Source organism: Streptomyces scopuliridis RB72, assembly GCF_000718095.1.
GTDB lineage: Bacteria > Actinomycetota > Actinomycetes > Streptomycetales > Streptomycetaceae > Streptomyces > Streptomyces scopuliridis.
Genome location: NZ_JOEI01000036.1, coordinates 156450 through 171415, shown reverse-complemented (window position 1 = coordinate 171415; position 14966 = coordinate 156450). Strand labels below are relative to the sequence as shown.

General features: G+C 71.2%; 13 protein-coding genes. 6 read left to right on the top strand and 7 right to left on the bottom strand.

The annotated features are described in order from the left end of the window. The 3 genes from IF11_RS41715 to ptsP form a co-directional block, all read left to right on the top strand. The coding region (locus IF11_RS41715; RefSeq protein WP_211266768.1) for a hypothetical protein at positions 1-181 on the top strand (181 nt) is incomplete at its 5' end. 282 nt (positions 182-463) lie between these two features. Then, the gene (locus tag IF11_RS0133605) at positions 464-913 is read left to right on the top strand and encodes a PTS sugar transporter subunit IIA (protein WP_030355589.1); all 450 of its coding nucleotides are present in this window, start codon (positions 464-466) and stop codon (positions 911-913) included. A gap of 90 nt (positions 914-1003) precedes the next feature. After that, a complete protein-coding gene (gene ptsP / locus IF11_RS0133600; RefSeq protein WP_030355588.1) occupies positions 1004-2674 on the top strand; it encodes a phosphoenolpyruvate--protein phosphotransferase in 1671 nt (556 codons plus the stop codon). Positions 2675-2777: 103 nt separating this feature from the next. On the opposite strand, the gene IF11_RS0133595 is transcribed toward ptsP, so the two are convergent. Together IF11_RS0133595 and IF11_RS0133590 are read right to left on the bottom strand one after the other, a co-directional pair. Continuing rightward, on the bottom strand, positions 2778-3719 hold the full coding sequence (locus IF11_RS0133595; protein WP_030355587.1) for a hypothetical protein: 942 nt from the start codon (positions 3717-3719) through the stop codon (positions 2778-2780). 63 nt (positions 3720-3782) lie between these two features. Then, entirely contained in the window at positions 3783-5774 is a 1992-nt protein-coding gene (locus IF11_RS0133590; protein WP_030355586.1) for an acetoacetate--CoA ligase, read from the bottom strand. Between the two features lie 248 nt (positions 5775-6022). Between IF11_RS0133590 and IF11_RS0133585 the strand changes: the two genes are divergently transcribed. Continuing rightward, positions 6023-8380: a glycoside hydrolase family 31 protein gene (locus IF11_RS0133585; RefSeq protein WP_030355585.1), complete on the top strand. Its 2358-nt coding sequence runs from the start codon at positions 6023-6025 to the stop codon at positions 8378-8380. A gap of 76 nt (positions 8381-8456) precedes the next feature. Here the strand turns inward: IF11_RS0133585 and IF11_RS0133580 are convergent, their stop codons facing one another. After that, on the bottom strand, positions 8457-9008 hold the full coding sequence (locus tag IF11_RS0133580; protein WP_030355584.1) for an NUDIX domain-containing protein: 552 nt from the start codon (positions 9006-9008) through the stop codon (positions 8457-8459). Between the two features lie 61 nt (positions 9009-9069). On the opposite strand from IF11_RS0133580, the gene IF11_RS0133575 reads away from it, so the two are divergent. Next, positions 9070-9876: a M15 family metallopeptidase gene (locus IF11_RS0133575; RefSeq protein WP_030355583.1), complete on the top strand. Its 807-nt coding sequence runs from the start codon at positions 9070-9072 to the stop codon at positions 9874-9876. A 109-nt stretch (positions 9877-9985) separates the two neighbouring features. Continuing rightward, complete coding sequence (locus tag IF11_RS0133570) at positions 9986-10396, top strand: Mpo1-like protein (protein ID WP_037729204.1); 411 nt, start codon at positions 9986-9988, stop codon at positions 10394-10396. A 58-nt stretch (positions 10397-10454) separates the two neighbouring features. On the opposite strand, the gene IF11_RS0133565 is transcribed toward IF11_RS0133570, so the two are convergent. From IF11_RS0133565 to IF11_RS0133550, 4 genes are read right to left on the bottom strand one after another with little or no spacing between them, the layout of a single operon-like run. Next, positions 10455-11063, bottom strand: a complete 609-nt coding sequence (locus IF11_RS0133565) for a GTP-binding protein (RefSeq protein ID WP_030355581.1) — start codon at positions 11061-11063, stop codon at positions 10455-10457. After that, complete coding sequence (locus IF11_RS0133560; protein ID WP_030355580.1) at positions 11044-11439, bottom strand: DUF742 domain-containing protein; 396 nt, start codon at positions 11437-11439, stop codon at positions 11044-11046. The genes IF11_RS0133565 and IF11_RS0133560 overlap by 20 nt, the downstream gene beginning before the upstream one ends. 10 nt (positions 11440-11449) lie before the next feature. Next, entirely contained in the window at positions 11450-11893 is a 444-nt protein-coding gene (locus IF11_RS0133555) for a roadblock/LC7 domain-containing protein (protein ID WP_030355579.1), read from the bottom strand. Continuing rightward, a complete protein-coding gene (locus IF11_RS0133550) occupies positions 11890-14733 on the bottom strand; it encodes a nitrate- and nitrite sensing domain-containing protein (protein ID WP_030355578.1) in 2844 nt (947 codons plus the stop codon). The genes IF11_RS0133555 and IF11_RS0133550 overlap by 4 nt, the downstream gene beginning before the upstream one ends. Positions 14734-14966: the final 233 nt, after the last annotated feature.

Below are 14966 nucleotides of genomic sequence, written 5' to 3'. Positions count from 1 at the left end.
GAACCTCAACCCACCGGACATCCGGCAGGTCGGGGTATCAACATATCTGGCGTTGACTTTTGGCACGCTGTTGAGTTCTCAAGGAACGGACGCTTCCTTCGGTCCCGTTTCCGGTCCCTCCGGGCGCTTCCCTTCGGCATTTCGTGTTTCAAACTCTATCAGGCCTTTTTGCTCTTCCTGACCACTCGTTCCGCGGGCATGCTAAAGCGGATTCCGGGTTGGGATCGAGGCTTGATAGGTGCTGCCGACCCCCGACTCAAAGTCGCGTTGGGGCCAGGCAGGAGTACGACAGTACATGCGGTCGGCCGACGCAGGCAAATCGGTTTCGGTGGTCCCATGGCCCGTCAACCCGCAGCACTCACGCGGAACCGTCACTTCCTATGACTTACCCTTCTGAACAGCACGTCGCCCCCTCACGGACGGTGACGACAGCCCGCACTTTCTCCGCCCCTGGAGGCTCCCCATGACCATCGTGACGGCCCCGCTCGCCGGACGCGCCATCGGATTGCCCGCTGTACCCGACCCGGTGTTCGCCGGCGCGATGGTGGGGCCCGGTACGGCCATTGATCCCGTACGCGAGCCGGGTGAGGCCGTCTCCCCGGTGGACGGTGTGGTGGTCTCCCTGCATCCGCACGCCTTCGTCGTGGTCGACTCGGACGGTCACGGAGTGCTGACGCACCTCGGTATCGACACCGTGCAACTCAATGGAGAGGGCTTCGAGCTGCTCGTCAACAAGGGCGACACGGTCACGCGCGGACAGGCCGTGGTGCGCTGGGATCCTTCCGCCGTGGAAGAGGCCGGCAAGTCGCCCATCTGCCCCGTCGTGGCGCTTGAGGCCACCGCCGATTCCCTCTCCGACCTCCGCGAGGACGGCGATGTGAAGACCGGCGACACACTTTTCGGCTGGCAGTGACGCCGTCGACGTATGTCAGGGACGGGCGCGGTGCGCTCGTCGTACATCCATCGTGGCGACCGGGTCGCCGCATAACCGGAGACGGGTGACATGGAGACAACGCTGCGAGGCGTCGGGGTCAGCCACGGAGTGGCGATCGGCGAGGTCCGGCATATGGGGACCGCGATGCTGGAGCCCCCGGCCAAGTCGATCCCGGCGGAGGAGGCGGAGCGCGAACAGGGGCGTGCTCACCAGGCCGTCGAGGCCGTGTCGGCCGATCTGATCGCCCGCGGCAATCTGGCCGGTGGCGAGGCGCAGGCCGTGCTTGAGGCGCAGGCGCTGATGGCGCAGGACCCGGAGCTGATGGCCGATGTGGAGCGGCGGATCGCCGTCGGGAGCACGGCCGAGCGCGGGGTGTACGACGCGTTCGCCTCGTACCGCGCGCTGCTCGCCGGTGCCGGGGAGTATCTGGCCGGGCGGGTCGCGGACCTGGACGATGTGCGGAATCGTATCGTCGCCCGGCTGCTGGGCGTTCCGATGCCGGGCGTGCCGGACAGCGACGAGCCGTATGTACTGATCGCGCGTGATCTCGCGCCGGCCGATACGGCGTTGCTCGACCCGACGCTGGTTCTCGGCTTTGTCACCGAGGAGGGCGGGCCGACGAGTCATAGCGCGATTCTGGCGCGTGCGCTCGGAGTGCCCGCGGTTGTCGCGCTGCCGGGCGCCGGTGAGCTGGCCGAGGGCACCGTGATCGCGGTGGACGGCAGCACGGGCGAGATCTTTGTCGAGCCGAGTGCCGAGAAGCGTGCCGAGCTTGAGGCGGCTGCCGCCGCGCGGAAGGCCGCGCTGTCCGCCTCCACCGGGCCGGGTGCCACGTCGGACGGGCACAAGGTGCCGCTCCTCGCCAATGTCGGCGGTCCCGCGGATGTGCCGGCGGCCGTCGAGGCGGGTGCGGAGGGCGTGGGTCTGTTCCGTACGGAGTTCCTGTTCCTGGACGACAGCAAGCAGGCCCCGTCGGAGGAGAAGCAGATCGCCGCGTATCGCGCGGTGCTTGAGGCGTTCCCCGAGGGCCGGGTGGTCGTACGGGTGCTGGACGCCGGCGCGGACAAGCCGCTGGACTTCCTGACGCCCGCCGATGAGCCGAATCCGGCGCTGGGTGTGCGCGGTCTGCGGAGCCTGCTGGATCACCCGGATGTGCTCCGGACGCAGCTGACCGCGCTGTCGAAGGCGGCCGAGGGTCTGCCGGTGTATCTGGAGGTCATGGCGCCGATGGTGGCCGACCGCGCGGATGCGCGGGCGTTCGCGGACGCCTGCCGTGAGGCGGGGCTGCACGCGAAGTTCGGGGCCATGGTGGAGATTCCGTCGGCCGCGCTGCGGGCGCGTTCGATTCTCCAGGAGGTCGAGTTCCTTTCGCTGGGCACCAATGACCTGGCGCAGTACACCTTCGCCGCCGACCGGCAGGTGGGTGCGGTGTCGCGGCTCCAGGATCCGTGGCAGCCGGCGCTGCTGGATCTGGTGGCGCTGTCGGCCGAGGGCGCCAAGGCCGAGGGCAAGAGCTGTGGGGTGTGTGGTGAGGCCGCCGCCGATCCGCTGCTCGCCTGTGTGCTGACCGGGCTGGGTGTGACGTCGCTGTCGATGGGCGCGGCGTCGATCCCGTATGTGCGGTCGGCTCTGGCGAAGCACACGCTGGCGCAGTGTGAGCGTGCCGCTGCCGCCGCGCGTGCGGCGGACACCGCCGAGGGTGCGCGGAAGGCCGCGCAGGCGGTGCTGTCAGGCGAGTGAGCTGAGACGGCCGGATTCCGGTCCGGGTTCTGGAGGGGCTTCCCGTCGCACAGGGCGGGAAGCCCCTCTGTCGTTGGCTCCGTTCAGTGGTGGGTCCCGGTGGTCAGTGATGGGTCCCGGTGTCGTCCGGGCCGAGATCGAATCCGGCGCAGTACTCCACGCCGGACTCGGGGGAGACCGGGTCGCCGGTGTCCGCGTCGGTGCAGTAGGCACTGAAGACCTCGCCGACGGTGAGCGGAACGAGGCTGCCGTGCTGGAGGCGCCAGCCGTGCAGCCGGTCGGGGTCACCGGCTCTGGCCGTACGGAGCACCACTCCCCCGGCGCTCTCCAGGGCGATACCGACGGCCAGCACGGTCACGAATTCGGTGGCCTGGGACGAGTCGAGCCGGGCGGACACGCCATCAGGGCCGTCGAGGCCGTCGGGGTCGTTGTCGGGACTGCCGGCGTCCTCGGTGCGCAGGACCGCGAGGAGTTGCTCGTCGGCGGCGGGGACGCTGCAGACGAGGTGATGCGTGCCGGAGCCGGCTCCTTCGAGCAGCCGGAGCAGCAGGTGGGAGGCGCGGTCGAAGGCCGCACGCCCGATGTCCTGTCCGCAGTCGGCGCACTCCCCGAGATCGGCGAGGAGCGTGGTCGCGTACTCCCAGGTGGCTCTGCGGACAGCGGTGCTGATGAGCTGTGGGACGAGACTGTCGATGGGCTGGCCGGTATAGGCGATGGCGGCGCCGCTCCCGGGGATTCGGGCCGTGAAGCGGCCGCGGCTGTCCGCGGTGTCGGGGTCGAGGCCCGAATCCGCGCAGTACTCGGCGTACTCCTCCGGGTCGAAGAGGGCGACGGTGGTGTGGAGACCCTGGGACGCCAGGGATTTCAGCAGTCCGTCGATCTGTCGCAGATACGTGGCGTGGTCGTCGAAGGTGAAGGTGCGGTAGCGCCGCATCGCGGTGAAGTCCCGCTCGTCGGCCAGCAGGCCGACGGTGCTGGGGACTTCGCGGCGCAGACTGCGCCGCGCGGTCCTGAATGTCTGTTCGCTGTGGTCGGTGCGCGCCATGGCTCCCCCTGAGCACGGTCGATCATTGCTCACTCAGCGTAACCAGGGGGTCTGACAACGGAGTCAGTGGCGCTCGCGGGCGAGGTTCTCGTAGAAGCGGAGGAGTTCGAGGTTGTCCACGGACCCCACGTTGACCGCCTTGTCGAGCGGCGCGCCCTGGAGCAGGCGCTTGACCGGGACTTCGATGCGCTTGCCGGTCAGGGTGTGCGGGATACCGGGGACTTCGATGATCTCGTCCGGCACATGGCGTGGCGAGAGCTGTTCGCGGATCGTCGCCTTGACGCGGGCACGGAGCGTGTCATCGAGGACGGCGCCCGGGGCGAGATGGACGAAGAGCGGCATCCAGTAGCCACCGTCCGGCTCCTCCAGGCCGATGACGAGGGATTCGCGGATCTCGGGGAGGCGTTCGACGGCCTCGTAGATGTCGGCGGAGCCCATGCGGACGCCCTGCCGGTTCAGGGTGGAGTCGGAGCGGCCGTGGATGATGACCGAGCCCCGGTCGGTGAGGGTGATCCAGTCGCCGTGGCGCCAGACGCCGGGGAACATCTCGAAGTAGCTGTCGCGGTAGCGGCTGCCGTCGGGGTCGTTCCAGAAGCGGATCGGCATGGACGGCATGGGGTTGGTGACGACCAGCTCGCCGACCTCCCCGATGACGGCTTTGCCGTGCGGGTCCCAGGCCTGGAGGTCCGTCCCCAGACAGGCCGCCTGGAGTTCGCCGATATGGACGGGGAGCGTGGGTACGGCGCCCGCGAAGCAGCTGCACACGTCGGTGCCGCCGCTGACGGAGGCGATCCACAGGTCCTCGGCCACCTCGTCGTGGAGCCAGCGGAAGCCGTCGGGCGGCAGCGGCGAACCGGTGGTGGCGACGCACTTCACCCGGGAGAGGTCGTGATCGCGGCCCGGGTGCGCCTCCGCCTTGCGGCAGGCCATGACGTAGGCGGCCGAGGTGCCGAAGAAGGTGGCGCCGGTCCGTTCCGCGATGCCCCACTGGGCGTCGACGGCGGGGAAGCCGGGGCTGCCGTCGTACAGCACGATCGTGGTGCCGGTGAGCAGGCCGGAGATGAGGAAGTTCCACATCATCCAGCCGGTGGAGGTGTACCAGAAGAACCGGTCCTCGGGTCCGAGGTCGCAGTGCAGGCCGAGCTGTTTGAAGTGCTCCAGGAGGATGCCGCCCTGGGACTGGACGATCGCCTTGGGCAGGCCGGTGGTGCCGGAGGAGTAGAGGACCCACAGGGGGTGGTCGAAGGGGACCGGTTCGAAGACGGGCCGGGTGGTTTCGGCCGCGGCGGTGCCTGCGGTGAGGTCCGCCCATTCCAGGGCGCCTTCGGGGGCCGGGGTGCCGAGGAGCGGGACATGCACCACGGCCCGCAGGGTGGGCAGTTCGCGCCGGAGTTCTGCGACGGTCTCCGTGCGGTCGTGCTCCTTGCCGCCGTAGCGGTAGCCGTCGACGGCGAACAGGACGACGGGTTCGACCTGCTGGAAGCGGTCCAGCACGCTGCGGGCGCCGAAGTCGGGGGCGCAGGAGGTCCAGACTCCGCCGACGGCCGCGGTGGCGAGCAGCGCGGTGACGGCCTGCGGGACGTTGGGGAGATAGCCGCTGACGCGGTCTCCGGGGCGTACGCCGAGGGCGCGCAGCTCGGCGGCGAGTGCCACCACCTGGCGGTGCAGCTCGGTCCAGCTGACGGGCGTCACCTCATGTGTCTCGTCGACATGGAGGAGCGCCGGGTCATGGGCGCGCGCCGGGTCCTCCGCGGTACGCAGCGCGTGTTCCGCGTAGTTCAGGGTGGCGCCGGGGAACCACTGGGCGCCGGGCATGGTGCGGTCGCCCAGGACTCGTGTGTACGGGGTGGTGAACCGTACGTCGAACCAGTCGGCGACGGCGGCCCAGAAGGTGTCGAGCTCATCGACGGACCAGCGGTGCAGCGCCGCGTAGCCGCCCTCGGCGGGAGCGCCGTACCGGTCGGCGGCCCAGTCCTGGAAACGGGTGATCCGGGCGGCGGCGATACGGTCGAGGCCCGGCTGCCAGAGGGGGGCGGGGCTTGCTGCTGCGGTCATGGGGCGGCTCCCGGGCTGACTCGGCGCTGAGATGATCGACGCTGGTGCACTCGACGCTGGTGTGCGTCGGTCGCGTGCGCGTGCGGGGTGTGCGCGGGCACGCGACTGAGACGGACGATGCCATGTGATCGTCTTTCGCACCAGGGTTGCTTCCCCATCGTCGACCAGGCAGATATGTGCTCCCACCACAGGTGAACGGGAGTTGAACGGAGCACCCGAGGCTCCGGACGGATGGCAGGCTGAGCAGCATGGACGGTCGTGAACTGGTGCGTTCGATGAAAGTGGTCGGTTCGGTGCGGGGGCTGCGCGCGGTGCGGTCTGCCTGGCGCCAACGGCGGACGGATGCCAGGGAGCTGGCGCCGCGCGGTCCCGAGCGGGCCCGGGTGCCGGGGCCGGTCACGGGCGCCGAGCCGCTGCCCGGCGGTGGCACCGTACGGTTCGCGCGCGCGGAGCTGCATGTGTGCGTCATGGTGGGCGGCGCCGTCTTCTGGGGATGGGACGGCGCGGAGCCGCTGCCCTCGTACGCGCTCGCCGACGTACCGCCGGAGCCCGATCCGCGGGCCGGGCTCGAACCCGACAAGGACGGCGGCTGGCGGGTCGTGTCGGAGCGGGTGACGGTCGCGGTCTCGCGCAACGGCGGGGTGGAGGTCCGTACGCCGGGTGGTGTCGTGCTGCGCCGGGAGCTGCCGCCGCGCTGGTGGGAGCCGGTCGCGGGCGGGCCCGCGCGGTGGGTGCAGCGGACCGAGGTGTCCGCCGACGCGCGCTTCTTCGGTCTGGGCGGGCGCGGTTCGGGGCCCCGGCTGCGGGACGGCACGTACCGGCTGTGGAACACCGATCCGGGCGGCGGTTTCGGCCCCGGCGACGATCCGCTGTACGTGACGATGCCCGTGCAGCTGGTGGTGGCCGATGCCGGGACGCATCTGGCGTTCCACGACAACTCCTGGGACGGCCGGGTCACGCTCCGGGAGGGCGAGGAGGGCGCGGGCTCGGGGCACGACCGGCCGGGCACGAGCGAGCTGCGGATGGACGGCGGACCGCTGCGCTGCTGGGTGGTGACCGGTACGCCCGCGCGGGTGCTGCACAGCTGGACGGCGCTGAGCGGGGCGCCCGTACCGCCGCCGTCCTGGGCGCTGGGGCCGCAGCACGCGCGCTGGGGGTTCGGCAGCGCGCGTGAGGTGCGACGGGTCGTCGCGGGGTACCGGGAGCGTGGGCTGCCGCTGTCCGCGCTCCATCTCGACATCGATCACTACGACGCGCATCAGGTCTTCACCGTGGACCGTGAGCGCTTCCCCGATCTGCCGGGGCTCGCCGAGGAGTTGCGCGCGGACGGGATCCGGCTGGTCTCGATCGTCGACCCGGCGGTGAAGGCGGAGCGCGGGAACGCGGTGTACGAGAGCGGGCGCGCGGTCGGTCCGGCCGGCGCGTTCGTACGGGACGGGCGGGGGCGCGAGGTGCTCGGTGTCGTCTGGCCCGGCGAGTGCGTGTATCCGGACTTCACGGATCCGGCGGTGCGCGACTGGTGGGGCGGGCTCTACGAGGAGCGGCTGGCGCAGGGGTTCGCCGGGGTGTGGCACGACATGAACGAGCCGGTCTCCTTCGCTCCGTTCGGGGACACGACCCTGCCGCGCTCGGCCAGGCATCAGCTGGAGGGCAGGGGCGGCGACCATCGCGAGGCCCACAACGTGTATGGGCTCACCATGGCGCGGGCCGGTTATGAGGGGCTGCGGCGACTACGGCCGGACGAGAGGCCCTTCCTCTTCTCGCGCTCCGGCTGGGCCGGGATGCAGCGGTACGGCGGCACCTGGTCCGGCGATGTGTCGACCGGCTGGCCGGGGCTGCGGGCCTCGCTCTCGCTGGTGCTGGGGCTCGGACTGTGCGGTGTGCCGTACTCGGGTCCGGACGTGGGCGGGTTCGACGGGAGTCCGACGCCCGAGCTGTTTCTGCGCTGGTTCCAGCTGGGGGCGTATCTGCCGCTGTTCCGTACCCATGCGGCGATCGACGCGGGGCGCAGGGAGCCGTGGGAGTTCGGCCCCGAGGTGCTCGAACACGCGCGGGCCGCGCTGAGCGGGCGGGAGCGGCTGCGGCCGTACTTCATGACGCTGGCTCAGCTGGCCCGGCTGACCGGGGCGCCGTACGTACGTCCCGTGTGGTGGGGCGCGCCGGAGGACCGGGCGCTGCGCGACTGCGAGGACGAGTTCCTGCTCGGTGACGCGCTGCTGGTGGCGCCCGTGCTGGAGCGCGGTACGGACCGGCGGGCGGTGCGGCTGCCGCGCGGCCGGTGGTACGACACGGCCACGGAGAAGGCGTACGAGGGCCCCGGCCAGGTGCTGCTGGACGCGCCCCGGTCACGTATCCCCGTCCTGGCACGGGCGGGCGCGGTGATTCCGGTACGGGGCGAGGACGGCCGGCCCGAACTGGAGGCGTGGGCGCCCGCCGCCGGGCGCGCGGGGGGCGGTCTGGTGGTACGGGACCCGGGCGACGGGCCGCGGGAGGCGGAGGTGGAGCGCTACACCTCGCGGCTGATGAACGGCGAGGTCCGGGTGGAGCGGGTGACGGACGAGGGCGCGGTGGAGCCGGAGTGGCCGGTGCGGGTGCGGGGTCGCTGAGCGGCCGGCCGGTGCGGGGGCGTTGAGGCGGCGCCGGTACGGGGCGCGGGGGTAAGTCCGTCCTGGCGCCCCGCGTTCAGCGGCGCGCCCCCGCCCCTTCCGTTCCGTAGCGGCCCGCGAACCAGGCCCGTACGGCGACCGTGTGCAGCGGGAACGCCAGCTCGGCCGGGCCGCGCAGCAGCTGCCATCCCGCGGTCTCCTCGGTCGGGGCCGAGGGCGGCAGCCGGTCCGCCGGGCGCGCCGGGAGCAGCCCGAAGAGCAGCAGATGGCCGTCCGGGGAGCTGAGCGCGTCGGCGAGCCGTACGTCGTGCGCCGGCGCCTCGATGCTGGTCTCCTCCCTCAGCTCCCGTACGACGGCGTGCCGCCAGTCCTCGGTGCGGTCGATGAAACCGCCGGGCAGGGCGAGAGCGCCGTACGCGGGCTCGATGGCGCGGGTGATGACGACGAGCGCGGTGCCCTTCTCGTCGGTCACCGGGAGCAGCGCGACGGCGACGGGCAGCGGGTTGAGATAGGCCGTGGCACCGCAGGCCGCGCACGTACGGGGCCAGCCGGCTCCGGGCGGGTACGGCGTGCCGCAGCTGCCGCAGTGCGAATGCGCCCCCGCGGGCTTCTTCTGGGACTCGGACACGCGCGGACTGTATCCGATCGCTCTTCCCCGCGGTCCCCGGAGCTGATAGACGAAGGTGCCCATGACACGTCTGATATCCGCACTCCGCGTCCTGACCGCTTCCGCCGCCGCTCTGCTGACCGTCGCCGCCACCGCGCCCGCGGCGCGGGCCACGGCCGAACCGGTGGCGCCGAAGGAGTTCGTGGCCCTGCGCACGGTCGCGCCGACGATCATCCAGGAGATGCGCTACCTCACGCCGCACAACTTCGTGGGCGAGCCCGTGGACGGCTACCGGCAGCCGGTCTGTCTCGTCACCCGCCCCACCGCCGAGGCGCTGCGCACGGCCCAGCGGAAACTGCTGCGGCAGGGGTACTCGCTGAAGGTGTACGACTGCTACCGGCCGCAGCGGGCCGTCGACCACTTCGTACGGTGGGCCGAGGATCTCCAGGACGAGCGTATGAAGCCGGAGTTCTATCCGCGCGTCGACAAGTCGCGGCTGTTCGCGGACGGTTACATCGCGGAGAAGTCCGGGCACAGCAGGGGCAGCACCGTCGATCTGACGCTCGTCAAGCTGCCGGCCCTGCCGACGCGGCCGTACCGGCCGGGTGAGAAGCTCGCTCCCTGCTACGGGCCGAAGGCCGAGCGGTTCCCCGACAACTCCGTCGACATGGGCACCGGCTTCGACTGTTTCGACACACTCGCGCACACCGATGATCCACGCGTCCAGGGCGAGCAGCGCGCGAACCGGCAGCTTCTGAAGTCGACGCTGGCCGGCGTGGGCTTCACCAATCTGCCCGAGGAGTGGTGGCACTTCACGCACAAGCCGGAGACCTTCCCGGACAGCTACTTCGACTTCCCGGTGGCGTGGCGTTCGGTCATGGGGAACTGAGGGAGCGAGAGGCCGGCCGGGGCCACCCCCGTGGGCTCCGGCCGGCCGTCTCCCGGTGGGACGCGCGGAACCCGTATCCGGTTCACAGGAAAGCCATTACGGTGCCCGTATGGCGCAGCGAACATATGAGCACCGGACGAGTGAGCGGCAGACGAACGAGCGACAGCCGGCCGAGCCGCGGACGTTCGATTCGTACGAGGAGTTCTGGCCCTACTACGTCGCCATGCACTCCAAGGCGGCGACGCGCTGGCTCCATCTCACCGGCACGCTCACCGGCCTCGCGGTCAGTGCCTACGGGCTGGCGCGCGGACGGAAGCGGTACGCGGCGGCCCTGCCGCTCATCGGATACGGGGCGGCCTGGCCCGCCCACTTCCTCATCGAGAAGAACAATCCCGCTACTTTCGGCCATCCGGCCTGGTCGCTGCGCGGGGATGTGCAGATGATCCGGATGATGCTGGCGGGCCGGGACCGGGAGCTGGCGGAGACCGCCGCCAAGTGGCTGGCCGCGAACCGCCCCTGACGCGCCGGGGCGGTCCGTACGGGCCCGGCCGGACAGGACCTGGTAGACGGTGCCGGGCTCAGGTCGTGGCCGCGTGCTCGCGCTGCCGCGCCGCCAGGGTCATCGCGTGCTCGACGACCGCCACCAGCACTTCCTTGACGGACTCACGTTCGCGCGCGTCACACATCACCAGCGGGACCTCGGGGTCGAGGTCGAGCGCCGACCGTACGGTCTCGCCCGGGAAGCGGTCCGCGCCCTCGAAGCAGTTGACGGCGACGGTGAACGGGATGCCGCGCCGTTCGAAGTAGTCGACGGCGGCGAAGGAGTCCGCGAGGCGGCGGGTGTCGGCCAGCACGACCGCGCCCAGGGCTCCCTGGGCCAGCTCGTCCCAGAGGAACCAGAAGCGGTCCTGCCCCGGGGTGCCGAAGACATACAGCACCAGGTCCTCGCGGAGCGTGATCCGGCCGAAGTCCATGGCGACCGTGGTGGTCGTCTTGCCCTCGACCCCGTCGACGTCGTCGACAGGCTGACCGGCCTCGCTCAGCACCTCTTCGGTACGGAGCGGTCTGATCTCGCTGACCGCGCCCACGAGAGTGGTCTTGCCCACCCCGAAGCCCCCGGCGACCAGGATCTTCAGCGTCACCGGATCGGCCGGACGCTGCCTGCGGCTAGAGCGCCCGAAGACCATTGATCACCTCGCGGAGAATGCTCACGTCCGGCAGTTCGGCCGGCGGAACGGGACGGGTTACGTGCACGATTTCGTCCTCCACCAGATCGCCGACGAGGACCCTGACCACCCCGACGGGGAGGTCGAGGCCCGCGGCCAGCTCGGCGATCGACTGGGGGCTGGTGAAGCAGCGTTCGACGATCTCCACGTGCTCGGGGGAGAGCGTCTGGTCCCGGCCGGGGTCACCGGCCGCGGGTTCGCAGACGACGAGCGCGATCAGGTCGAGCCGGTGGCGCGTCGCGCTGCTGGTGCGGCCACGCGTCATCGCATACGGGCGTACTACCGGTCCGGCTTCGCCGTCGAACCAGTGCTGCTGATCCTGATCCGCTTCGCTCATCGCAGCCCGCTCACCCTCCGGCGGGCAGGCCGGTCCGTGGGGCCGTACCCAGGTGGACGCCGACCCGCTTGACCATGAGCGTCATCTCGTAGGCGACCTGTCCGACGTCGGAGTCCGCGTCGGACAGGACGGCCAGACAGCTGCCGTCGCCCGCCGCGGTGACGAAGAGGAACGCGTCGTCCAGCTCCACGACGGTCTGCCGGACCTTGCCCGCCTCGAAGTGCCGGCCCACTCCCTTGGCGAGGCTGTGGAATCCGGAGGCGACGGCCGCGAGGTGCTCGCCGTCCTCACGCGTGAGGTCCTTGGACGTCCCGGTGGCGAGCCCGTCACCGGAGAGCACCACCGCTTTCCGGATGCTGGCGACCCGGTCCACGAGCTCGTCGAGGAGCCAGTTGAGCTCTCCGACGACGTTGGGGTCCATGGTGTGGCGTGCTGCGGCGTTCGGTGCGGTCATCGACCGTCCCCCTCCGATGTGGTTCCTTGTATCTCGCCGGGGCCGGTGGGGTCCTCGGCATCGTTCTGCCGACGACCGCGCTGCCAGCCCCGCTGGAGCGAAGCCATGCGGCTGCGTACTTCGTCCGCGTCCCGCTCGGTGTCCTGGCCCGTGGCGGGCGTGAGGTCGGTGCCACGGTCCGGAGCGGTGTCCTTCAGCTGAGGGGCCAGACTGGCCTGCCGGATACGGCGGGGCAGTCCGTCGATCATGGGCGGGGCCGCGTCGGACGCCGGTCCGCCCGGTGCCGAGGAGCGTGAGGGCTGGGCCGGAACGCCGGACCAGGTGCGGCCCGTTCCGCCGGCCGCCCGCTCCGGCTCCGTCGCGGCGCGGCCCACCTCGTCCACGCGCCGGCCGCGGTCCACGACCAGGGTCGGGGGCTTACGGCGGGGCAGTCCGGCCGGGCGGTCGGACGCGGTGGCGTCCACCGGGCGCTGCGGCTGTCCGTGCCGGCCGCGCGGCGGCTGGACGGGGCGGCCGTCGCGCCGGTCGCGGAAGTCCCGGGCGTCGTCCCGTGAACCGCGTACGTCATCACGGCTCAGCAGCCCGTCGGCGGCGTCGCCGGTGTCCCGGCCGCCGTACGGGTCGCGTCCGTCATCGCCGGCGTACGGAACGTCAAGGCCGGAGTCGCGGAGATGTTCCCGCGCGCGGAACAGTCCGCCGCGCTCGCTCTCCGTGTCCTCGATATCGGTGATGCCGTCACCTCCGCCGAGCAACGGCCCGCTCTCCCTTTCGAGAGCGCGTACCGGAGGTTCGAGTTCGACCGGGCCGTCGAGCACGGACGGCTCGCTGCCCAGTCCCGCGGGGACCTGCGCGAGCGCGGTGCGCCGGCCGCCGCCACCGCCGTCGGCACGATGGCGGCCGCGCTCCGTGGTGGTCTTGCGGTCGAGCCGGAAGCCGGTGCCCTCGGTCTCGGGCGCGTCGGTGAGCAGCGCGACCGGCAGGAACACGATCGCGGTGGTCCCGCCGTACGGGGAGGGCTGGAGCGAGACGCGTACGTTCTGGCGCTGGGCGAGCCGGCTGACCACGAACAGCCCGAGGCGGTCGGTGTCGGACAGCTCGAACTCGGGGGTCTCCGCGAGCCGCAGATTCGCGTCGAGCAGCACTTCCGGGGCCATCCCGAGACCGCGGTCGTGGATCTCCAGGGTGAATCCGTTGGCGACCCGCTCGCCGTGCACCTGTACCGCGGTGTGCGGGGGCGAGAACACCGTGGCGTTCTCCAGGAGTTCGGCGATGAGGTGGGTGAGGTCGGCGACCGCGGGCCCGCCGACGCCGATGCGCGGCAGCCTGCGGACCTCGATGCGCTCGTAGTCCTCGACCTCGGCGACCGCCGCGCGCACCACGTCCATGAGCTGGACCGGCTTGCGCCACTGCCGGGACGGGGCGGCTCCGGAGAGGATCACCAGACCCTCGGCGTGCCGTCGCATACGGGTGGTGAGGTGGTCGAGCCGGAAGAGGTCGGCGAGCTCCTCGGTGTCCTCCGTACGGCGCTCCATGGTGTCCAGGAGCGTGAGCTGACGGTGGAGCAGGACCTGGTTGCGGCGGGCGAGGTTGACGAACACCTCGGAGACCCCGCGCCGGAGGTCGGCCTGTTTGACGGCGGCCTCGACGGCGGCGCGCTGGAGCGTGTTGAGGGCCTGGCCGACCTGGCCGACCTCGTCCCTCTCGTAGTCGAGCCGCGGCGCCTCGGTCTCCACGTCGACCGGTTCGCCCGCGGCGAGCCGGCGCATGACGCTGGGCAGGCGTACGCCGGAGACCTCGTGGGCCTCCTTGCGGAGCCGCGACAGGTCGCGGATCAGATCACGGCCGACGCGTACGGACACGATGATGGAGACGAGGAGGGCGACGAGGCCGAGCGCGGCGGCGAAGCCGACCCGTACGAAGATGTCGTTGCGTACGGGGTCGATATGGCCCCGGTACAGCTCGGTGGCCTCGTCGCTCTCGCGGGTCAGGTCCTCCAGGACCGAGGCGGTCATCTGCTGCCAGCCCGCGGCGTCGAGCGTCTTCGGGGTCTCGGTGGCGCCCGCCGCGATGAGACGGTTCTCCGCCTCGCGCAGGGCGAGTGTGGCGGGGGTGCGCCAGTACTGTTCGAGCGTCGCGCGGTCCGAGAGCGGCAGGTCGGCGAGGTTGGTGTCGTAGAGCAGCGTGCGGTTGGCGACGAGGTCGGAGGTGGCGCGGACGTCCTCGGGGGTCACTCGGCGCGCGATCAGCGCGGAGGCGACGAGCGCGTCTTCGCGGGAGAGCATCTCCCGCGCGCGGTCGAACCCGATCAGCGCCCGGCCCCAGTTGTCGCCGTCGACGTCCTCGTGTCCGTACAGGGAGGCCAGGAAGTTGTGGCTGGGGTCGACGAGTCCGTTGTAGAAGGCGAGCGCCTTCTCACGGGTGACGGTGCTCTCGTCCACCGAGCGGCGCATCAGCCCGAGGCCTTCGAGGGAGCCGACGAGCCGGTCGAGCCGCTCGGTCGAGATGTCGTCCATCCGGTCGCGCGCCGCTGATTCGGCTTTTCTGACCGTGGCCAGGGCGCGGTCGGTGTCGCCACGCCGGGCGCGGAGTTCGGTCAGTGAGTCCGCGGCCGTGGGGTCGGCCAGAAAGATGAGGGTCTGTCGTCGTTCGCTCTGGAGGACGCCGACCGATTCCTCGACAGGGTTGCCGACGGTTTTGATGACATGTCTGACATCGATGAGCTGCTTGGCCTGGCTGCCGGCGAGCGTCGTGGCGAGTCCCCAGAGGACGGTCAGTGCGACGAGCGGCACGAGCAGCAGCGCCACGATCTTCCGGCGGATGGATTTCCCGCGAAAGCGCATGGCCTCCCCCAGCTCGATCCCCCGCCCGGTTGCGGGAGATTCTCCGTCAACAAACGGCGCGAGCCTACTACTGTCGCACCGGCAACTCGAAGACACATCCGGATGATTTTCGGCCGCCCCTTGATGCCTTGATCATGAGTTGTCCTGGTATTCGGCGAGTTGGCTTCCTTGACGCGCACGGCGAAGAGCAGACGGGACGGTAGATATCCGGCCGGAACAGATGGCTGAAACTT

Bases quoted from the DNA above. Each gene is read 5' to 3' on its own strand.
- IF11_RS0133605 (WP_030355589.1), top strand. From the start codon at position 464: ATGACCATCGTGACGGCCCCGCTCGCCGGACGCGCCATCGGATTGCCC.
- ptsP (WP_030355588.1), top strand. From the start codon at position 1,004: ATGGAGACAACGCTGCGAGGCGTCGGGGTCAGCCACGGAGTGGCGATC.
- IF11_RS0133595 (WP_030355587.1), bottom strand. From the start codon at position 3,719: ATGGCGCGCACCGACCACAGCGAACAGACATTCAGGACCGCGCGGCGC.
- IF11_RS0133590 (WP_030355586.1), bottom strand. From the start codon at position 5,774: ATGACCGCAGCAGCAAGCCCCGCCCCCCTCTGGCAGCCGGGCCTCGAC.
- IF11_RS0133585 (WP_030355585.1), top strand. From the start codon at position 6,023: ATGGACGGTCGTGAACTGGTGCGTTCGATGAAAGTGGTCGGTTCGGTG.
- IF11_RS0133575 (WP_030355583.1), top strand. From the start codon at position 9,070: ATGACACGTCTGATATCCGCACTCCGCGTCCTGACCGCTTCCGCCGCC.
- IF11_RS0133570 (WP_037729204.1), top strand. From the start codon at position 9,986: ATGGCGCAGCGAACATATGAGCACCGGACGAGTGAGCGGCAGACGAAC.
- IF11_RS0133565 (WP_030355581.1), bottom strand. From the start codon at position 11,063: ATGGTCTTCGGGCGCTCTAGCCGCAGGCAGCGTCCGGCCGATCCGGTG.
- IF11_RS0133560 (WP_030355580.1), bottom strand. From the start codon at position 11,439: ATGAGCGAAGCGGATCAGGATCAGCAGCACTGGTTCGACGGCGAAGCC.
- IF11_RS0133555 (WP_030355579.1), bottom strand. From the start codon at position 11,893: ATGACCGCACCGAACGCCGCAGCACGCCACACCATGGACCCCAACGTC.
- IF11_RS0133550 (WP_030355578.1), bottom strand. From the start codon at position 14,733: ATGCGCTTTCGCGGGAAATCCATCCGCCGGAAGATCGTGGCGCTGCTG.